This window comes from Rossellomorea orangium, from assembly GCF_019334305.1.
Taxonomy (GTDB): Bacteria; Bacillota; Bacilli; order Bacillales; family Bacillaceae_B; genus Rossellomorea.
Genome location: NZ_JAHWGH010000025.1, coordinates 29,543 through 48,826, shown reverse-complemented (window position 1 = coordinate 48,826; position 19,284 = coordinate 29,543). Strand labels below are relative to the sequence as shown.

At 41.9% G+C, this 19,284-nt stretch carries 20 protein-coding genes and 2 riboswitches; of the genes, 4 read left to right on the top strand and 16 right to left on the bottom strand.

Translation table 11 applies throughout. The features are described from left to right. Window positions 1-16: 16 nt before the first annotated feature. The 14 genes from KYJ26_RS21360 to KYJ26_RS21295 form a co-directional block, all read right to left on the bottom strand. On the bottom strand, window positions 17-1,279 hold the full coding sequence (locus KYJ26_RS21360) for a glutamate-5-semialdehyde dehydrogenase (RefSeq protein WP_219169842.1): 1,263 nt from the start codon (window positions 1,277-1,279) through the stop codon (window positions 17-19). Window positions 1,280-1,365: 86 nt separating this feature from the next. Then, window positions 1,366-2,481 carry a glutamate 5-kinase gene (gene proB, locus KYJ26_RS21355; protein WP_219169840.1) on the bottom strand — a complete coding sequence of 372 codons (1,116 nt, stop codon included), beginning with the start codon at window positions 2,479-2,481 and terminating at the stop codon, window positions 1,366-1,368. A 117-nt stretch (window positions 2,482-2,598) separates the two neighbouring features. Then, on the bottom strand, window positions 2,599-3,444 hold the full coding sequence (gene proC, locus KYJ26_RS21350) for a pyrroline-5-carboxylate reductase (protein WP_219169838.1): 846 nt from the start codon (window positions 3,442-3,444) through the stop codon (window positions 2,599-2,601). Window positions 3,445-3,898: 454 nt separating this feature from the next. After that, entirely contained in the window at window positions 3,899-4,852 is a 954-nt protein-coding gene (locus tag KYJ26_RS21345) for an LCP family protein (RefSeq protein WP_219169837.1), read from the bottom strand. Window positions 4,853-5,024: 172 nt separating this feature from the next. Next, the gene (locus KYJ26_RS21340) at window positions 5,025-5,744 is read right to left on the bottom strand and encodes an ATP-binding protein (RefSeq protein ID WP_219169836.1); all 720 of its coding nucleotides are present in this window, start codon (window positions 5,742-5,744) and stop codon (window positions 5,025-5,027) included. Beyond that, the gene (locus tag KYJ26_RS21335) at window positions 5,741-6,229 is read right to left on the bottom strand and encodes an ECF transporter S component (RefSeq protein ID WP_219169835.1); all 489 of its coding nucleotides are present in this window, start codon (window positions 6,227-6,229) and stop codon (window positions 5,741-5,743) included. Before KYJ26_RS21335 ends, KYJ26_RS21340 begins: the two co-directional genes overlap by 4 nt. Beyond that, complete coding sequence (locus KYJ26_RS21330; RefSeq protein WP_219169833.1) at window positions 6,216-6,806, bottom strand: cob(I)yrinic acid a,c-diamide adenosyltransferase; 591 nt, start codon at window positions 6,804-6,806, stop codon at window positions 6,216-6,218. Before KYJ26_RS21330 ends, KYJ26_RS21335 begins: the two co-directional genes overlap by 14 nt. Window positions 6,807-6,821: 15 nt before the next feature. Continuing rightward, window positions 6,822-7,250, bottom strand: a complete 429-nt coding sequence (locus KYJ26_RS21325) for a bifunctional adenosylcobinamide kinase/adenosylcobinamide-phosphate guanylyltransferase (RefSeq protein WP_219169831.1) — start codon at window positions 7,248-7,250, stop codon at window positions 6,822-6,824. Next, window positions 7,202-7,831 carry a histidine phosphatase family protein gene (locus KYJ26_RS21320; RefSeq protein ID WP_219169829.1) on the bottom strand — a complete coding sequence of 210 codons (630 nt, stop codon included), beginning with the start codon at window positions 7,829-7,831 and terminating at the stop codon, window positions 7,202-7,204. Before KYJ26_RS21320 ends, KYJ26_RS21325 begins: the two co-directional genes overlap by 49 nt. Continuing rightward, complete coding sequence (locus tag KYJ26_RS21315; RefSeq protein WP_219169827.1) at window positions 7,789-8,577, bottom strand: adenosylcobinamide-GDP ribazoletransferase; 789 nt, start codon at window positions 8,575-8,577, stop codon at window positions 7,789-7,791. The genes KYJ26_RS21320 and KYJ26_RS21315 overlap by 43 nt, the downstream gene beginning before the upstream one ends. Further along, window positions 8,574-9,128, bottom strand: coding sequence for a bifunctional adenosylcobinamide kinase/adenosylcobinamide-phosphate guanylyltransferase (locus KYJ26_RS21310; protein ID WP_219169825.1), 555 nt, complete (start codon window positions 9,126-9,128; stop codon window positions 8,574-8,576). The genes KYJ26_RS21315 and KYJ26_RS21310 overlap by 4 nt, the downstream gene beginning before the upstream one ends. Window positions 9,129-9,163: 35 nt before the next feature. Further along, entirely contained in the window at window positions 9,164-10,624 is a 1,461-nt protein-coding gene (locus tag KYJ26_RS21305) for an adenosylcobinamide amidohydrolase (protein ID WP_219169823.1), read from the bottom strand. Next, on the bottom strand, window positions 10,621-11,679 hold the full coding sequence (locus KYJ26_RS21300) for a FecCD family ABC transporter permease (RefSeq protein ID WP_219169822.1): 1,059 nt from the start codon (window positions 11,677-11,679) through the stop codon (window positions 10,621-10,623). The genes KYJ26_RS21305 and KYJ26_RS21300 overlap by 4 nt, the downstream gene beginning before the upstream one ends. Beyond that, a complete protein-coding gene (locus KYJ26_RS21295) occupies window positions 11,642-12,607 on the bottom strand; it encodes an ABC transporter substrate-binding protein (protein WP_219169821.1) in 966 nt (321 codons plus the stop codon). Before KYJ26_RS21295 ends, KYJ26_RS21300 begins: the two co-directional genes overlap by 38 nt. Before the next feature lie 137 nt (window positions 12,608-12,744). Then, a riboswitch (cobalamin riboswitch) is annotated at window positions 12,745-12,944 on the bottom strand. Window positions 12,945-13,152: 208 nt separating this feature from the next. Between KYJ26_RS21295 and msrA the strand changes: the two genes are divergently transcribed. After that, the gene (gene msrA / locus KYJ26_RS21290) at window positions 13,153-13,686 is read left to right on the top strand and encodes a peptide-methionine (S)-S-oxide reductase MsrA (protein ID WP_219169819.1); all 534 of its coding nucleotides are present in this window, start codon (window positions 13,153-13,155) and stop codon (window positions 13,684-13,686) included. A 55-nt stretch (window positions 13,687-13,741) separates the two neighbouring features. Next, window positions 13,742-13,897: a hypothetical protein gene (locus tag KYJ26_RS21285; RefSeq protein ID WP_219169818.1), complete on the top strand. Its 156-nt coding sequence runs from the start codon at window positions 13,742-13,744 to the stop codon at window positions 13,895-13,897. Between the two features lie 274 nt (window positions 13,898-14,171). Here the strand turns inward: KYJ26_RS21285 and KYJ26_RS21280 are convergent, their stop codons facing one another. Beyond that, entirely contained in the window at window positions 14,172-15,227 is a 1,056-nt protein-coding gene (locus tag KYJ26_RS21280; RefSeq protein WP_219169817.1) for a C45 family peptidase, read from the bottom strand. A gap of 229 nt (window positions 15,228-15,456) precedes the next feature. Here KYJ26_RS21280 and KYJ26_RS21275 point away from each other — a divergent pair, with 229 nt between their 5' ends. Beyond that, window positions 15,457-16,680, top strand: a complete 1,224-nt coding sequence (locus KYJ26_RS21275) for an MFS transporter (RefSeq protein ID WP_219169815.1) — start codon at window positions 15,457-15,459, stop codon at window positions 16,678-16,680. A 48-nt stretch (window positions 16,681-16,728) separates the two neighbouring features. Here KYJ26_RS21275 and KYJ26_RS21270 read toward each other — a convergent pair whose 3' ends face one another. Continuing rightward, window positions 16,729-17,586 (bottom strand): CvfB family protein, encoded by an 858-nt coding sequence (locus tag KYJ26_RS21270; protein ID WP_219169813.1) that lies wholly within the window; start codon window positions 17,584-17,586, stop codon window positions 16,729-16,731. A gap of 202 nt (window positions 17,587-17,788) precedes the next feature. Then, window positions 17,789-17,889, top strand: a riboswitch (purine riboswitch). Between the two features lie 81 nt (window positions 17,890-17,970). Here KYJ26_RS21270 and KYJ26_RS21265 point away from each other — a divergent pair. Further along, complete coding sequence (locus tag KYJ26_RS21265) at window positions 17,971-19,263, top strand: NCS2 family permease (protein ID WP_219169811.1); 1,293 nt, start codon at window positions 17,971-17,973, stop codon at window positions 19,261-19,263. Window positions 19,264-19,284: the final 21 nt, after the last annotated feature.

Below are 19,284 nucleotides of genomic sequence, written 5' to 3'. Positions count from 1 at the left end.
GGTCTTTTCTGTTTGATTATCGAATTTGTCCTGTTCCATGCATCATATACTTTACTGTTGTTAGAGCCGGCAGCCCCATTGGACCTCTCGCATGAAGTTTCTGTGTAGAAATTCCGATCTCGGCACCGAATCCTAATGCTCCACCATCTGTGAAACGAGTGGAAGCATTATGGTACAGAGCTGCTGCATCCACAAGCATCATGAATTTCTTCGCAGTTTCACTGTTTTCAGTGACGATGGCTTCAGAATGCTTCGTTCCATATTGTTCAATATGTTCAACAGCTTCATCCAATGCAGTCACAATTTTAACGGCAATATCCAAGCTTAAATATTCGTTCGCCCAGTCCTCTTCACCTGCAAGCGTTGCATCTGAAATTGCCTCTACCACTTTATCATCTCCGTGAATAGAGACATGATGTTCTTTTAGTTTTTCCACAAAAGCATCTCTATTCTTATTGAACCATTCTTCGTGCAGGATGACGGTTTCCGCTGCGTTACAGACTGCCGGACGATCTGTTTTCGCATTAATGATGATATTTAATGCCTTTTCGACATCAGCTTCACTGTCAATATAAATGTGACAATTCCCTACTCCCGTCTCAAGAACAGGAACCGTAGCATTGTTGACAACCGCATTGATTAAGGCTCCGCCTCCACGGGGAATTAATACATCAATATGTTCTTTCATTGTGAATAATTCACTGGTTGCACCGCGGTCTGTCGTATTGATGAATTGAACGGCACCTCTTGGAATATCGGTTTGTTCCAACGCCTCATGCATGACGTCCACAATGGCTTTATTTGACGTGATGGCATTTGAGCCACCCTTTAATACGATGGCATTACCGGATTTTAGTGCAAGACCAGTAGCGTCCACCGTCACGTTCGGGCGGGCTTCATAGATCATCCCGATGACACCAAGGGGCACAGTCACTTTTTGCACTTGCAGCTGATTTTCAAGAGTCCAATCTGAAACCACTTTCCCTGTTGGATCATCGAGGTCGGCTACTTGGCGAAGACCGTTTGCAAAGTCTTCAATCCGTTCTTTTGAAAGGGACAGACGATCCATAAAGGCAGCTTCAAACCCTTTTTCCCTTCCTCTCTCAAGGTCCAATTCGTTTTGCTTTAGAATGTATTCGTAGTTGGACTCCAAATGGTCGGCCAGGATATGAAGTGCCTTATTTTTTTGCTCAGTTGAGAGCATACTAAGTGTTTTAGAAGCTTTTTTAGCCAGTATCGCTTGTTTTTTTACATCGGTTTTTTCTACAGTTAAAGTCATCAAATACCTCCTGTTTATTTTAAAACAACGCTTTTCGTTTGCATTCGTGATTGTCAGGGTTTCTTGATTCGTCCCGTATCGATAATTTATACCCCTACTGGAATAGGCACTTCTACATGACAGACAAGTTGATCTATTTCCACAACAATTTCATCTGCTTTAATATTTTCGGGGTTCTTTAGCTTTCCTGAACGATAGTTGACGATTCCAAGCCCGACTTCCTCATGGCGATTATCGAGAATTCGCACGACGGCACCTTTATCGAACCGTCCCTTTACAGTATAAATGTCTTCAATGGTCAAGCTTTCCTTCTGTTCTAATATGCGGTCTTTGGCGTCAGCATCAATGGTGATTTCACCTTCTGGTCCTGAATTGAACGCAATCCATTGCTTTTTAGAGTCAAGGTTGACGGAATCTTCCGTCGATTCGAAATAGGTTCCTTTCGCCGTGTGCTGAACAGCATCATAGATGACGTTGGCGTTCCCAGATTTACCGAGGAATGCAGGGATGCCGGAAGCCATTGTAATCTTAAAGGCATCAATCTTGGATCTCATGCCTCCAGTACCGACGGCGCTGCCAGGTTCTCCTGCCATCTCTTCAATATCTTCTGTAATTTCAGTCACACTCTCAAGTAGTTCAGCATCTGGATTTTTGCGTGGATCTGAATCATATAATCCATCAATGTCCGATAGAATGATAAGTTGATCAGCATCAACAAGTGCTGCGACTTTCGCAGATAATGTATCATTATCTCCAAACTTCAAACGGTCGATCGTTACGGTATCATTTTCATTCACAATAGGAATGATACCTCTTTCAAGTAGAACATTGATCGTATTTCTGGCATTGTTATATCTATCTTCATCAGAGAAATCACTACGAGTGATCAGAATTTGAGAAGCAACGTATCCGTTTGAAATTAACAGATCGGAATATGCTTCTATTAATAGTCCTTGACCGATTGCAGCTGCAGCTTGCTTCTCAGGTAACGAACTTGGACGTGTCAAACATCCCAACTTACGGTACCCCGCAGCGACTGCTCCTGATGAAACCAACAATACTTCATGACCGTCGTCCTTTAAACGGACAACTTCATCAACAAGGCGCTCAAGCTTTCTGCGGCTCATTTCTCCATGTAAGCTTGTCAATGAACTACTTCCAATCTTAATGACGATACGTTTCTTCTGGTTATCTTGGGACATTCAATCACTCCTAGTAAAAAGGTCCGTCCCTAAGCCCCTCTTTATGCAGGGACGGACCTGTATTTCTGGTTTTGCTGGTATTATTTTAAATGAGGTGTCAGTGTTTCGATGTTTAAATTAGCTTGTTACTAATTGTTTGGACTGTAAGGAAGAGCTGATTTCTTTTGATCGCTTTTCCGCTCCCTTGACAGCTTCTGAGATAGCCTTACCTCCACCGAACTGTGCCAGTGCATCAAGTCCCGCAGCTGTAGTACCATTAGGGGATGTAACATTTTCTCTTAGTTGAGTTGGTGACTCTTCCCGTTCGAGCATCATCTTGGCTGCACCGAAAATGGTTTGAGCACCGATCTTTCGTGCCAGTGAAGGATCCAGTCCTGCTTCGGCACCCGTTTTTTCAATATGTTCCATTAGATAATAGAAGTAAGCTGGACCGCTTCCTGCAATTCCTGTGAAGATGTCCATTTGCTTCTCCTCTATGACGAATACTTCGCCGATACTTGATAATAATTCTTCTGCATTTTCCATATCTTCTCTTGAAGTGAACCGCCCTGCACTGATTGCTGTGGCAGACTCCTTCAACATACTTGATGTATTCGGCATGACGCGGATGACAGGCTGACCGGCAGGTAATTGATCTTCCATATGAGATGTAGTGATACCTGCAAGTACAGACATGATGACCGTATCATTTCTTACGAGATGATTAATGGAATCTAATGCTTTGTCAATATCTTTCGGCTTCATTGCAAGAATAAGGATATCTATTTCATCAAAGGGCAGATCATCCTTTGTTAAAGCAGTGATATCATATTTCGCTTTCATTTCCTGAAGTCTGCCCTGATTGCTTCGATTGGAAACAATAATTTGTTCTGCCGGGATCTTACCACTTTGTACAGTTCCTGAAATCATTGCCTCTGCCATGTTACCTGCACCTAAAAAAGCAATCGTCTTATTTTTTAACAATCATATCCACTCCCGTTCCTTATTTATGTCAGTTTTTCAAAACACATTTTTTGTTTTTAATAGAACATTTAATGTAATGTTTAGGTTTCAATTTTTAATAAATGGTTGCTTCATGACGCCGAATCCCTTGATTGGCGCGTGTTTTGTTCACAACGTTTATTATCGTAACATGCTGAAGAATGATATCAAGTGCAATAAAGGAAGTAGTTAGGATTCTGCCGAAATAGCTAGTGGAAGCGTTATCATTACCATTTATGTTATTCAGATTCCTTCTGAGGGCCTTTAATTGGCTGAGAAAGCGTATAATCAGAATTTTTAATTTTGACATTCGAATCAAAATGACTAAATATCACGTTCATCATCCCAGTGGAACAGGCCCTAGCCCGTCTCAAAACAACCTTGCTCTTCAAAAAAGAAAATCCCGGTGGGCCTTGGCCCACCGGGATTTATTTCATTATTCTGTTGCAGCTTCATCCTGACTTTTACCACTCAGGAAATCTTTTAGTGCTTGGATATTTTCTTCGAAGTCAATTTCAAGAACGGAACCGACTCCGCTGTAACTTCCATTTGTGTATGAATTTTTCACTGGAATCGTCAATTTGTCCATGTCACTGCTGTTACTTAGGAGAATATCCTTCGCAATGGAGATTTGGTCCAACCTATTCATATTCGTCTGAATATAAGGTTGTATGGACCCTGCCATTTTCGGAAGCTTTGTTACACCTCCGATGGATAGAACTTCGTCTTTTAAAGCAGCTATCACCTTTTGCTGTCTTTCAACACGACCAAAGTCACCTTGTTCATCATGACGGAATCTCGCATAACCCAGTAATTCCTTCCCATTCAGGTTCTGGACACCAGGCTCGAGGGAAACACCAATATTCTCTGACATGGCTTTCTCAACGTCCATTTCAATTCCATCAGGAGCCAAAATATCAACAGATTTTTCAAAACCTTTAAAGTCAATAATCATGTAATACTGGATATCCAGATCGAAATTCTGCTTGATGGTTTTCCGCAGCAATTCAGGACCACCTAAATAAAATGCGGTATTAAGCTTATAATTTTGATAACCAGGGATTTCTGCATATATATCTCTCATAAAAGAAACGAGTTTGGTTTCATTCGTTTTCGGATCGATCTGCGCGAGCATCATCGTATCTGTCCTTGACTTCTCCTCGCCTCTGCTATCGACTCCCAATAACAAAATGTTTACCTTACCGTTTTCGTCTTTTACACCATTAAATTTATAATCTTCCTGCATCTGGTCTTCACCAGCCATTTTATAACCGCTGTAAAATTGAAACGCAGCATAACCGAGTAAACTAAAAATAAGGAGTAATAATATCAAAATCACTTTTCTTCCGCGTTTTTTCTTCTTGGTCTTTCGATCTAACCGTGACTCCATTTCTTCACCTACTTTTATGACATTCATGAAATAACCGATGATAGTATGAAATGGTACTCTAAACCATTATAAATGACAATCGCAGAATAATGGATAAACTAACACTTTTCTCCATACTATGACACCTGGAAATATATTTTACCACAAATATCCTTGAAAGTATTTAGTTGTTCTAGTAATAAAGCTGAAGAGGTTGGTAGTACCCTGCCGTCATTTCCTTAATGACCGTTTCGTCTTTTGCTTCAAATGAGATGATAAATGAAGTAGCCGGGCCGCTGGATTTTTCTAAGTCCTGAAATGAGTGAACATCTTCTTTACTCAACGTCTTTCCTGTCAGGACAGAAAGTTCGTGACGCACACCTTTAGAACCCACGGGTAAAATATGGACGATGGCAGGATGAAGGATACACTCCTTAAATAAAGATAATGGGGCAATATATGATTGAGATCTCAACACTTCATCCCCGACTAAAGGGGTACCGATTAGTGCATACGAAATCCTCTTTTTGGAGGTTTGATCCCTCTTCTTCTTTCTCATTCCAATACAGGTAACGCCAAGAGCGGATTGCTTTAAATTGATATTGGATTCGGAACTTCCGGTCAGGGGGACACCCTCCATCCCAAGTTCTTTCAGGCCCATTCGAACACCTTGTGTATACTTATCCCACACGTTATCCGATGTAAAATTAAATAGTTGAACAGCTACGAGCCTTGCACCCACTGCCAAGCATTCCATCACAGCTACCCGAAAACTGAAATACCCAACAACCTCTGGATCAGCCTGGACCTCGTCAGCATTTTTTCTGCCGATCCCTCCGCTGCAATCAGAGGCGAGTATCAGTTCTTCTTCTTCATTGATGGAGATTGATAACACATCACGATTACTGATCATACCCTTACCCCTTCCGGTAATTCATCTGCCAGTGGAGGATAAAGAAAGTGAGCCATTGTTAAATTTATGAGGGTCCCTGCTATCAGGGAAGGAATTATTGCCACGTAAAAAGACGGACTCAGGATAAAAATAAATGGGACTGCGGCTATTACACCGTTCCCTATTAAAAAAAGAGCTGCAGCCAATACACGCTTCCCTTTGGAGAATACATAGCCGAACATCCAGACAAAGAGCGCCATTTCTGCAGCAACCAGGATGTGGAAAGGTCCAAGTGGAAATCCTGCATACAGACTCGAGAGTAAATGTCCTCCCCCGGCAACAACTGCCCCTTTCCTTCCATTGAATAAAGAAGCAACTAAAATAGCAGGCATACTGTCCAAGGCAATCGTCCCGATGACAGCCGGGACTTTCACCATTCCTCCAATGGCAGATAAAGCCAGGAATAATGACATCAGCAGAAGCGTTTTAAGCTTACTTTCCATCATTGTTCTGCACTTTACCAGAAGAAAATACATTGGCACTCCGGATATATTCAACGTCTTTTACATGGCTGCGATGATTGATCACACGGGAGAGCGCAAAGAAGTAGTCCGATAACCGGTTGATATATTGTAACGTGATGACAGGAAATTCCTCGTCGTTCTTTGAAAGGGATACCATGCATCTCTCTGCCCTTCTGGCAACAGTCCTTGCAATATGAATACTGGCAGAGGCTTTCACTCCACCTGGAAGGATAAACCTTTCAAGGGGAGGAGCTTCCTTTGTCAATTCGTCAATCTTTTCTTCTAAGTAAAAAACCGACTCAGCCTGAAGCTTGCTCTTTCTTTTTTTTGAGATATTGGATAGGTCCCCTCCGCAATCAAACAATTCATGTTGAATTTTCTCAAGATCAATCAATATATCATTATAACGCTCATGATCCAATTCAGATATCGCTTGACCAACGAAGCAATTCACCTCATCCAAGGTACCGTATGCTTCAACACGGATATCGTCCTTATCGACCCTGCCGCCTATTAAACTCGTCCGGCCCTTGTCCCCTGTTCTTGTATAAAGTTGCATATAACCATCTCTCCTTTACCCTTTTAATGATGTTGCCATGCCATACCAGACCAGCCACACTCTTTGTGATTCTTCGGCAAGATCCTGATAAACCCAACCTGTCATATCTCTCCACTCTCTGGAGGATTGATCGCTGGGAACAATTCCTTTCCCTATTTCAGAACCAATCCAGATCACCTTTCTATCTGGGCTTTCTTCTTCCCACTTCCTTAATGATTGCATCCAATTTCTAAAAGCCGCTCTTATATCACCATCCTTTTGTAAAAGGGCTCCGCGGACCGCATACTCAATCCCCTCTAATACGATGATAGACATTTTCGGATAAATCGCTTTCCAATCTCCATCAAATAATGAAACCCACTCTGCATCAGAATTCGTTAAACGAAAGTGATTCCTTACCCATCGTCCCTTTCCGTTAAAGGAACCGCCCGTAATGAAGTACAAATCTGATTCCTCCAATCCTCTTCTCTTTCCCAAATCATTTCATACCCTTTTCCGTGGTTAATCTCCCATTCCCAAAATGCCTTTGTATCATTTTCAGGAGATAGAGTTGTCAATAAATGCCGAATAACCCCACCGTGGGTAATGATTGCAAATCGATTTCCATTATGGACTTCGATTTGTGCTATGATCTCTCTCCATGCAAGTTCCACCCTCTTGCTGAACTGAACGATATTTTCGCCTTCTGGAGGAGAAACACATGGGTTGGTTAACCATTCCTTATAAACTCGATCTTCCTTCAAGAGCTCGTATGTCAGTCCTTCCCACTTTCCAAAATGTAATTCTCTCAGCATTGGCGACGAAATCACGGGAACGTCAGGAAACAGAAAATGAGCTGTTTCCAAACATCGGTTAAGATCGCTGGAAAAACACACTTCGTATTCATCGAAGTTTCTCTTCCGCCCCTTAAGCATATCAATCCCATTGTGGGATAAACTCGAGTTCGTCCAGCCTATATATTTTCCCTTCTCATTATCTTCTGTTAAACCATGTCGGATAAAGGCAATAACCATAAAGTCATCCACAACATCCACTCCATCCCTTCTACACTGGCACCAACCGTATCTCCAGTCATTCCTCCAAACCATTTGATGGACTTTACATAAACGAATAAGAAAAACCCAATTGTGACTATACTGAATGTGATATAAAGATAAAATCCACCCAGTAAGAAGCTGCATATTCCTCCCACTAAAAAATATGCTGGAAGAAAGAAAAGTTCATTTCTGGTCATGTATTTACTGAAGCTAAACCCCATACCTGATTTTTGTGCCGGTGCAATAAGAATGAGACTTGCTCCCATAACTATGCGGCTGAAAAAAGGTATCCACATAAGGACCATCGTGATCACTGCAGAATCAGTGTAAAGGACAGTTTCGTAAATGAAGACAAAACGGGAGGAAAGCATAACCAATAAAGAAAGCACTCCAAAAGCACCGACACGTGGATCCTTCATAATCTCTAATCGCTTCTCTTTATCCCTATAGGAAAAAAAGGCGTCACTTGCATCCATATAACCATCCAGATGAAGTCCGCCGGTAAGAATGATAGGCAACACCCAAATATAAAACGATAATGCCAATGGGCTCATTTGGGTAAACGAATCCAGTACTAAATATCCGATTGAGAGAAATATGCCAATACTGAAGCCTACCAATGGAAATGTGCGGACCATCCACTTCATCTCATATTTCCCAACTAAAAATTCTATACGGATTGGTAAAACGGTGAAAAACTGTATATTCAACAGCACGCTTTTCAATAGAATCATACCGGTGGCATTCCCTTCTTTATAACAGGAATTCCTACCGACATGTCTATCGCCGTCATCGACTCCTCTACCATCCTTTTATGTAATGATCCGAGCGTCCTTTGGAATCGGAGTATGTCGCCAGATGCTAAAGGAAGGTCGAAAAACACTTCATTACTAACGACTATCAACACCTGTGCTTTATCGAGGACCGCAATGATAGATTGAAAGATTTTCTTCTCTACTCTTCTGTCGTCCATCTTTTCCACAGCGAACATCTCATTTGTCAGAAGAGTGGTAAGGCAGTCTAATAGAACGATTGCATGATGTGGAATGGAATCTAAGGCATCACCGATCGATCTTGGGCATTCCATCGTGATCCAGTTTTCAGAAGCGGAAGCACGATCTTCTTGATGTTTCAGAATCCTTCGTTCCATCTCCTGATCGGTATTGACCCCACACGCCAGATAAACCAATTCTTCCTTCCCTTTCCTTAATCCTGCTGCAAGTCCTTCAGCATAAGAGCTTTTACCGCTTCTCACACCACCGGTTATAAATATCAATTTACCCACAGTACTGCCTCTTTTCTATAATAGGACCACATCCCCTATTCCTTTTTCTCCAAATAACGAGCGATAGCTTTCTTGGTTACTTCATAGACTCCCCTCCCGATCAATTTCCCTATTGAAGTAATCGGTCCAGCAAAGGGCTCGTGGTCGCCTTTTTGACTGGAGGCAATCAGAATGCTGTCTGTAGGTGTGCCCGTCGCCAGATTCCCTGTTCTCCTGTCCCGTATATTCATATCATGCAAAGCTCTCACCTTTGCTTCAGTGGATGTGACGAGTGCTTCAATATACGCTTCGTCTGATAAATTCCCATTGATGAATACCCAAGTATTAATCGTACCGGGCTTTGTTTCCATATCATATTGGTAACTTGTCGATACGTCCATGGCATTTCCAACGCCTGCAGTCACCACGACGAAAACCGATTTTCCTTCGGTTTCAAAACGATCATACACCATATTGGTCAAATCGAGAGCCGTCGTCATCCCAACGGTTAAGGTTGGGTCCAAGTCCTTTTGAACAAGGTACTTTCTCATATCTCCCTGATAATCCGAACAATCATAATCCCCTGGTACTCTTCGATTGATAAAGTGGCTGTACCACCCGATTCCTGCCCCGATGATTCCAGAGGACATACATTTCAACGGATATGGAGCAGAGAAATGGATACATTCTTCACTTAAGGTCAGGTACCTTTCATCCAGGATGAAATTCTCACTTTCATTCCCCTCTGGAACGATCACCATCTGCGGCTTGGCCACCAGAGGATGAGCTTGCTTTTGAACCTTTGTATGATATACCTCTTCTATATGCTCTTCTTTCAAAACCTCTTCCGGATGATGAAGGAGTTTTGTTCTTCCACGATCTAATAGAAGTAAGCGATCACAGTAAAGGCTTGCTAAATTCAAATCATGAAAAATGGATATGACCGTTAATTTTTCTTCGATTGTCTGTGCTTTGATTAAATCCAATAACGATTTTTGGTAGGACAGATCCAGATGATTAGTGGGTTCATCAAGCAAAAGGATCTGGGGTTCTTGCGCGAGTGCCTGAGCAAGAAACACACGTTGACGTTCCCCACCGGACAGTTCATGGAGGAAGCGGTCTTGAAAAGAAGAAATACCCGTTTGGTCCATCACTTTGTCAACCACTTCACGATCCCTCTCCGTTGCCCCTTTTATAAAACCTTTCTGATGAGCATATCGACCAAGCATGACCGTCTCTTTCACTTCATAAGAAAAAGTTTCAGTCGATATTTGAGGCAGAACAGCTACATGCTTAGCTAATTCCTTCGAAGAATATTGTGTAAGCGGCCTTCCTTTCAATTCAATCGTCCCAGCCATTAACGGAAGAAGACCGGTAAGTGCCTTTAATAGCGTCGTCTTCCCACTGCCATTTGGCCCGAGAATGCCAAAAAACTCTCCTTGATTCACATGAAAATTCATGTCATCAACGATTTTATGATTGTTATATCCCACTGAGACGCTGTTAACAGCGATCATGATGAAGAACCCCTTTTCTTTAAGAGAATATAAGCGAACATCGGAGCACCGATCAAAGCCGTAATCACTCCAATTGGAAGTTCAGTCGGGGCGATGATGGTTCTTGAGAGTAAATCAGCGAGAACGAGAAATCCTCCTCCTGTGATGATGGAAAGGGGAAGAAGATGCTTATGATCATGTCCGACGATTCTTCTTAGAAAATGAGGGATGACAAGACCGACGAACCCGATTGTTCCAGAGACAGCGACGGCTGATCCCGTTAAGATACTCCCGGCAATGAGAATGATAAGCTTTCTCTGATGTACGGATATGCCTATATGGCGGGCTTGTTCTTCACCGAAGCTCATTCCATTCAACTCTTTGCCGTTCAGGATGAGTACTATTGTCCCTATAAGGAAGAAAGGAAAGATGATAGTGATATAATCCCACCCTCTCATAGAAACGCTCCCAAGAAGCCAGCCGATGATTTGCCTCAATTCTTCGCCTGTGAGTGCGATCATCAGGGAAATCAAAGATCCTAAAAACGAGCTGAAGATGATCCCTGTCAAGATGATGGTTTCAACCTTCATGGTCCTCTCGACTTTTTGTGCGAACCATAGTACTAGAAATACAGTGATGATGGAGCAAATAATGCTGAAAAAGGGAAGCGTAAACTTCCCAATGAACGGAATACTCCAATGAAAAAATAAAGTGATGACTGCACCGACAGATGCCCCTGATGAGACACCCAATGTATATGGATCGGCCAGCGGGTTACGCAATAATCCTTGGAAAGAAGCTCCGGCAACGGCTAAAGAGCTCCCCACCAGTAAAGCTAACAGTACTCTTGGTAACCTGATGGTATACACGATGTTCGAATACATGGGATCGACCGTCTCAGGTAAATCAAAGCCAAACCACTTAGAACCGATGATTGTAACGATATCCAATGGCGGGATCGATATGGTCCCGATTGAAATGGCTGCAAGAACCGCCGCTAATAAAAATAGGCCAGCCAATCCGTATGTAACCCCTATTCTATTTTGCAAATACCTCTGGATAGATCGACTTTGCAATTTCCTCTACTCCTTCAACCAATCTTGGACCCGTACGTGTGACTAAATCTGAATGAACATCGTAAACATGCCCATTCTTCACGGCATTGACATCTTTCCATCCATCTCTCTTCATTACTTGTTCTTTCGGGTTTTCGCTATAATAACCATACGTTGTGATGATCACGTCAGGATTCGAAGAAATGACAGATTCCTGATTTACCTTCACCCATCCTTCTTGTTCGCTCATGACATTATCAGCATTGACCATTGAAAGCATTTGATTGATGAACGTGTTCTTTCCTGTTGAATAAATGTCCGGTGAAGGAGAAACTTCCACATACACACGCTTCTTATTTGATACTTCATTTGCCTTTTTCTCAATCTCTTCCAAATCTGATTTCATGTCAGACACAATAGAAGCTGCCTTGTCTTTTTTCCCTACAAGAACACCAATATCATTGATGGTGGTGTACACTTCTTCAAAACTTTTTGCATCCTCTACGATGAATACATTGATCCCAGCATCTTTCAACTGATTCAACCCTTCTTCCGCTGATTTGGCAGTGGATTCATGGGCAAGGACCAGATCGGGTTCTAAGCTGACAATTTTCTCGACGTTAAATTCCATTCCACCGATCTTCTCTTTATCCGCGGCTTCTTTCGGATAGTTATCAAAATCTGAAACACCGACGATTTCCCTGTTTAATCCAAGTTCGAATAAAATTTCCGTATTACTTGGAATTAGTGAAACGATATGCTTAGGTTGTTCCTCCAGTGTAACTTTATGATTCAATGCGTCATTTAAAGACAAAGGAAATTCTGATGAATCCCCACTTACCTCTGCATTTTCTTTATTCTTTGATTGATCACCATCATTGGTTCCGCATGCTGAAAGGAACCCAACGGCCAAAAATAATGAGAGTATTACCTTAAATGTGTGTTTCATTTCCTTATTCCCCCTGTGAATGTAGATTGTAGACAGAAAAAAACATCTCTAGTGGACCAGAGATGTTGTGTAAGATGCATATATAGGGTTCAAAACAATAAACCATGCACATTACACCTCTCTATCCGCGTAGATTTGGTGCGAAAAAAACTCAGGCAGGTCTCCTGGCTCATGGTCATTGTTTGCTGATACCTTCCCATGCACGCTTCGCACAGTGGCATACTTTCAGCAAACTACCATTTACAGTGGCGGGACCGCGTTGGAATTACACCAACTTCCCTATTAAGAAGCTAAGAAGAAACATGCCTTCCGCTTCACCTGAATTCTTACCATATGTAATTGTTCCGTTCAAAAGAATTATACACAAATTATGACGGATGGGAAATGAAATTTCATAAAATTGCAGAAAACTTGCAGATTTACATTTTTTCATGTAAGTGCATAAGTTTAATACATTGTGGCGATGAACCATTCGTGGTAGAATCTGTTCAAGCAATTACTTTACTGCTTTAGAGGAGTACATATGGTACAGGAGGTTTGCTAGTATGAATGTTAAGAGAGAAATTGCCACCTTTGCAGGTGGATGTTTTTGGTGCATGGTAAAGCCGTTTGATGAGCTGTCCGGGATTATCGACGTGACTTCCGGATATTCGGGAGGGCATCTGGAAGACCCCTCTTATGAGGATATCAAAGGGGGTAACACCGGACATTATGAAGTCGTCCAAATCACTTTTGATCCGGACCTCTTTCCTTACGCACAGCTATTAGAACTATACTGGCCCCAAATTGACCCTACTGATGACGGAGGTCAATTCCACGATCGCGGTGACCAGTACCGTACAGCTATTTTCTATCATAATGAACAACAAAAACTATCGGCGGAAAAGACAAAGAAAGCAATAGAAGACAGCGGCCGATTCAATAAACCAATCGTCACCAAAATTCTTCCTGCATCATCTTTTTACCCTGCAGAGGATTACCATCAAAAATACTATAAAAAGAATCCTGATGAATATAAACAGGACCGCGAAAAGTCAGGCCGTGATGATTTCATTGAAGATCATTGGAAAAACAATTAAAGGCATGAAAATAAACTCCTTTCACCAAACTAATGGGTAGAAAGGAGTTTTTCATATGAATAAAGAAAAGAGTAAAAGTGATCTAGAACAGGTTACCGGATTTGATGGACCTGGTAAGATCGTTAATTTCTTCGATCCCTATCCCGATGAAGGTGAAGCCAATGTAAACAACTCGGACACGGTGGATAATCATTCATCGGAACGAAGATAGAGCATGGTCAGGGCTGCTAATATTCGAGCCCTCACCCTCTTTCCCTGATGGGGCAGGATGGATTCGAGACAGGGGTAATGAGGGATGCGATTGATTGAACATTCTTTTACATCCAAGAAACAAGAAATCATCCAAGGCATCACATTTTTAAGAATGATACAAATTGTACATAAATTTATACCGCGATGTAAACGTTAAAAGTAAGAACCGAGGAAGTCCTCCACTTAGTTAAGCCGTTAATCCCTTGATTTGCTCGGTTCCCTCCCCTTTGTCCCTATTCCTCATCCATAAATAAGAATCGGACGTCAGTGTCGAAATGTCCGGTTATCGTCCGAATGGGGATGTCATCTCCCTCCATCCAGTCCTGAAAATCTATCTTTACTCCTTTTGCACTTTCACCGAATCCGATTAAGCATTTCAACGTTTCACAATGAAATACACATGTATGAATGGTCCCCGCCCAAGAATCATAGGCTTTCTTGAAAACAGGGCTCTCGCCATCATTAAACAGATTTAGTGCCCTTTCCATGGTCAACCTCTCTTTTTGCCCGGATTGCAGTACGCTCAGCCTTTTCAAAGAATCCTTTAAATAATGACGATTATCCTTCTTCATATGATTCATTTGAAAATGATTGGTACAACCAAGAGTTGATGAATGATAAACCCCAATGCCTCTTGGAGACGCCTCCACCACAGCTGCCTTTCCACTTCGATCATATAAAGAGTAGTTAAAACTATGGCGGTGAGGGAGCTTGCGCAAAACATCAATGGCCTCGTCAGAATCTTTACAGGTATCAAGGATGATCCGGGCGATTGTCGTACATATGAAGCCTTCTCCAGGTTTTAAGCGATTTACAAAATGAAAGCCAACTGCCAATCCTTTTTCATTCAACCCGTCAATCCGTCCGATCCCTCTGCCGGAGAAACCTATAGAAGCATACCCTCCTGAAGGCTTCACTAGTAGAAGCCTTCCCTCATACGTTTTGGGATGGTAATCATAATTCCTTATATAAATACCATCTTTCGCCAGGGATGAACAACCGGACTCTTTCCACTCCTGTTGAAAGCCTGAATATTCATGAACAGTTTCCTCCATGGACCATTGTAATCCTTTAGATAAACCCTGTAATTCATCCCACAAGCCGGGTGCATACTGAAGAATGAATCTCTTCGCTTCCATGATATCCACTTTGTAGTTTCGCAGTGACTTCCTACGGCGCTCCAGATGATGGGTGTAGAGGGGGGATTTCCGAAGTTCATGTCCTAGTTGAAGGCCGATTTCATAGTAAGTCCCTTTTGACTGCAACACATCTAATACAACTTTTTTCATTCATCTATAACCCTTTCTGCACACTTGATATAATGTCGAATAAATACCTTCTCCCTTTAACGCCTATTATGCTACACTTAATTTATCAAACTGTAGGAGGAAATATCATGCAAAAAACTCAAAAAACACTTTCACTAATTCAAGAAGGAGTGAACGTTCTGAGTTTGTAACAGGAAACGGCGCTCCTTCTTCCAGAGTATAAATCAAATCAGGAAGCAGGAGACAATTTATGATGAAACAAACGCTCGCATCCCATAATATCCGGATGCTGTTTTGGATTTCTTTTTTTGGTACAATCAGTTTTCTTCAACCCGTTTTAACATTATTCTATTTTGAAAGAGGATTAACCTCCTCTGACATATTGCTCGTTCTGATGTTTTGGAGCGGGGCCGTATTACTCGGAGAGGTTCCAACTGGAATATTTGCCGATCGTTTCGGGGCAAAATATTCTTTTTTACTTGGTTCGTTTCTTAAGTTCATTAGTATCGTTCTTCTTCTATTTGCCTATGAACCTTGGATGTTTTTCCTGTACAGCTTCATCAATGGGTTCAGTGTTACCTTCTTCTCAGGGGCAGATGAGGCCTTGATCTATGATTCACTCAAGGAGTCAAATGAAGAAAATCGAATGGATCATGCAATGGGGAAAATCCAGTCAGCTTCGTTCATTAGTATGCTAATTGCCGTTTTGGTCGGTTCATATTTAGCAAAGGATTTAGCTGATAATCAATTCACCCTACTCATTATTCTCGGCTTGGTCTTTCATTTGATTGAATTGTTCTTGATTCTGCGTGTCAAACAGCCTGTTGCTGATTCATTCCAGAAAGAAAATCCATTCTCTCAAATTAAGAGTGGTTTCAAAGTCATACAGCAAGCACCACAGTTATTGCTGATGTTTCTGAATGTCACATTGGTTTTCATCCCGGCCGGTGCCGTTTACCAATACTTTGACCAGCCGCTTCTAAAGGATGCAGGGGTTCCCGTGTATATGATTGGTGTCTTTTATGCCGTTTCTGCCATCTTTGGCTATATAGCTTCGAATTCAATCGGCTGGATGACTGCTCGTTTTTCCAGGATATTGCTGATGAACCTATCTGGATTGATAGCGGTAGTCGGGTTACTTCTTTCGGGCTTGTTCGGTTCCTCTTTATGGATCGTGTTAGGTGCATTCTTTCTGTTAAGGCTTGTGCGGGCAATCCGGTATCCCATCTACTCCCAGTTAAGTAATGATTTAATACCTTCCGGGATTAGGGCTACGACGATTTCATTGCTTTCCATAGTGGATTCTTGCTTAGATCTTGTCGTGTTCGGATTATTATCCACCATAGCTTTGAAAGGATATTCCACTGTTCTCATAGGATGCTCGTTCATCGCATTATTGGGAACCTTATTACCGCTTACACCTGTTAGAGCAAAAAAGGCAGAGCTAAAAGTCGAAAGAGACCGCCTTCTCTAAATGTAAACAAAGAGTGCTGACAATGTGTCAGCACTCTTTTGTAATGAGTTATTTCTTTAAGTACGTCCAGCCTTCCTCCTGATACACCTGATTTTCTTTCATCAGTTTACCGAGGGCACGTTTAAAGGAAGCCTTACTCATATTGAAGCGGTCTTTGATTTCGTCAGGCTGACTTTTATCCCAGTAAGGGATCGCACCATTTCGTTGTGCCAAGTACTCAAGAATAACCTCCGCATCATCCTGCATTTTATCCTGCTTTAAAGGTAAGAATGAAACATTCACGTTTCCATCATCCTTCACGTCGATGACTCTTCCTTCAACAAGCTCCCCGAGTCTTGGCTCTTGCTTTCGTTCATTCATGTGAACGAAACAGCGATACCCTTGCTCAGATAAGAAGAAGGTCCCGACTCGGAGCAGTCGATATACCCGTCCCTGCACTTTTGCATTCATCATTTCATTAGAAGCTCTCCTGGACACCTGTTCAATGATATTTTCAGTTGCCAATCTTCCGTATAGACGATCTTGCTTATCCCGATTCAGGGTTAAGAACAGCTGGTCACCGGGATTTGGCCACAGCTCCAGAAACTTCGGAAGGTCATCCGATGAGACCAGAATATCCTTAGGTAGTCCGATATTAACAAAGACACCTAAATCTTCCCTTTTGTCCACAACTTCTGCCCACCCGTATGCACCGACTTGTACTTTAGGGATACGCATAGTCGCTGTCAGACGAACGTCCTTGTCATGATAAAGAAATACTTTCACCGTATCTCCTTCTTGAATTTCTTCTGTTATTTCAGAGTGATGCAGCAATACACGATCCTCATCATTCGTTAAAAAGAAACCATATGGTACTTCATGATCAACGAATAAATCCACTACCGTACCTGGCTTTAAAGAAGACATTATATTATTTCCTCCTATATAAATTAACTTAAAACATTTCTCTACGTTTGTATTCACTAAATATAGCTTTTTTCACTTGTGTTGTATAGTGCGTATGAGGTTTTTTACAATAAATCATCAATTTAGAAAATAATGAATTCATGAACTTTTACCGGTCCCATTGACCTGTTAAAAGTGAGTTGTTATGATTCTTCTAATTCAATTATAACAAACACATACACCTTGTATAAGTTCAAGAATATGGCTTGAACGTTTCTACCAGCTACCTTAAATGGCTTGTCTACAAGATAAAGTAATGCCTATGGAATTATTTTATCCTGTAGATGACACTCTGGTTGATTTTCACCAGAGTTTTTTTATTTTATCTACCGGGAGGATTACCCAATGAAAAGATTCTTTCAATTTGCTGAAAGAGAGACAACTTATAGAAAAGAAACATTAGCAGGAGTGACTACCTTCCTTTCGATGGCCTACATTCTTGTCGTTAATCCTATTATTCTCAGTCAGGCAGGAATGGATAAAGGTGCCTTATTCACGGCTACCGCCCTATCTGCGATAGTAGGGTCCCTATTAATCGGGATTCTTGCAAATTTCCCAATAGGGATAGCCCCAAGTATGGGCCTGAACTCATTCTTTACCTTTTCAGTATGCATCGGTATGGGAGTCCCTTGGGAAATAGCACTAACCGGGGTATTCATTGCCGGGATCATATTCATGATCTTAAGCATAATGAAAATCCGGGAGAAAATCATTAACGTCATCCCACAGGATCTGAAATTCGCCATTGCAGGAGGAATTGGATTCTTCGTTGCCTTCATTGGTTTTAAGAACGCAGGGCTCGTTGTTTCCAATCCGGAAACATTCGTTTCGATCGGGGATCTATCTTCCCCTGCCACATTGCTTGCTGTATTCGGATTCATCATTACGTTGATGATGTTAGTGAAAGGAATTAAAGGCGGAATATTCTACGGGATGGTTGCAACCACCGTCATCGGTATGATTGTAGGCAAAATTGACGTGCCCCACTCTGTTATCGGAAAGGTCCCTAGTCTGGACCCGACATTCGGTGTAGTATTTACACATTTGGGCGATATTTTCACCCTTGAAATCATGGCCGTTATCTTCACTTTCCTATTCGTCGCTTTCTTTGATACTGCAGGTGCATTGATTGCCGTAGCCAGTCAGGCAGGAATCATGAAGGATAATCAAATTCCGAATGCAGGCAGAGCCCTTCTCGCTGACTCTGCCTCAGGGGTGGCAGGTGCGATTTTCGGTACTTCAACGACTGCATCTTTTGTGGAATCTTCTGCAGGGGTTGCCGTAGGAGGCAGAACAGGATTCACATCGGTTGTGATTGCCATTTGTTTCACGATTGCGCTGTTCTTCTCACCCGTTTTGTCTGTCATAACGCCTGAGGTGACGGCTCCGGCACTCATTATTGTAGGAGCTTTAATGGCTACGGAAGTAAGGCATATCAATTGGAATCGACTCGAAGTTGTCATTCCGTCCTTTGTCACGATCATTATGATGCCTTTAACCTTTAGTGTCGCAACCGGGATTGCCTTAGGATTCATTCTCTATCCATTTGCCATGATTTCACTAAAGAAATGGAAAGAGGTTCATCCCATAATATATATCCTTTGCGGATTATTCATACTTTATTTTGCATTTTCTTAATGCTAAAGCAAAAAGGGGAGA

Excerpts from the sequence above, each read along its gene's own strand:
- KYJ26_RS21360 (WP_219169842.1), bottom strand. The coding sequence starts at position 1,279 with ATGACTTTAACTGTAGAAAAAACCGATGTAAAAAAACAAGCGATACTG.
- proB (WP_219169840.1), bottom strand. The coding sequence starts at position 2,481 with ATGTCCCAAGATAACCAGAAGAAACGTATCGTCATTAAGATTGGAAGT.
- KYJ26_RS21345 (WP_219169837.1), bottom strand. The coding sequence starts at position 4,852 with ATGGAGTCACGGTTAGATCGAAAGACCAAGAAGAAAAAACGCGGAAGA.
- KYJ26_RS21340 (WP_219169836.1), bottom strand. The coding sequence starts at position 5,744 with ATGATCAGTAATCGTGATGTGTTATCAATCTCCATCAATGAAGAAGAA.
- KYJ26_RS21335 (WP_219169835.1), bottom strand. The coding sequence starts at position 6,229 with ATGATGGAAAGTAAGCTTAAAACGCTTCTGCTGATGTCATTATTCCTG.
- KYJ26_RS21330 (WP_219169833.1), bottom strand. The coding sequence starts at position 6,806 with ATGCAACTTTATACAAGAACAGGGGACAAGGGCCGGACGAGTTTAATA.
- KYJ26_RS21315 (WP_219169827.1), bottom strand. The coding sequence starts at position 8,577 with ATGATTCTATTGAAAAGCGTGCTGTTGAATATACAGTTTTTCACCGTT.
- KYJ26_RS21305 (WP_219169823.1), bottom strand. The coding sequence starts at position 10,624 with ATGATCGCTGTTAACAGCGTCTCAGTGGGATATAACAATCATAAAATC.
- KYJ26_RS21295 (WP_219169821.1), bottom strand. The coding sequence starts at position 12,607 with ATGAAACACACATTTAAGGTAATACTCTCATTATTTTTGGCCGTTGGG.
- msrA (WP_219169819.1), top strand. The coding sequence starts at position 13,153 with ATGAATGTTAAGAGAGAAATTGCCACCTTTGCAGGTGGATGTTTTTGG.
- KYJ26_RS21285 (WP_219169818.1), top strand. The coding sequence starts at position 13,742 with ATGAATAAAGAAAAGAGTAAAAGTGATCTAGAACAGGTTACCGGATTT.
- KYJ26_RS21280 (WP_219169817.1), bottom strand. The coding sequence starts at position 15,227 with ATGAAAAAAGTTGTATTAGATGTGTTGCAGTCAAAAGGGACTTACTAT.
- KYJ26_RS21275 (WP_219169815.1), top strand. The coding sequence starts at position 15,457 with ATGATGAAACAAACGCTCGCATCCCATAATATCCGGATGCTGTTTTGG.
- KYJ26_RS21270 (WP_219169813.1), bottom strand. The coding sequence starts at position 17,586 with ATGTCTTCTTTAAAGCCAGGTACGGTAGTGGATTTATTCGTTGATCAT.
- KYJ26_RS21265 (WP_219169811.1), top strand. The coding sequence starts at position 17,971 with ATGAAAAGATTCTTTCAATTTGCTGAAAGAGAGACAACTTATAGAAAA.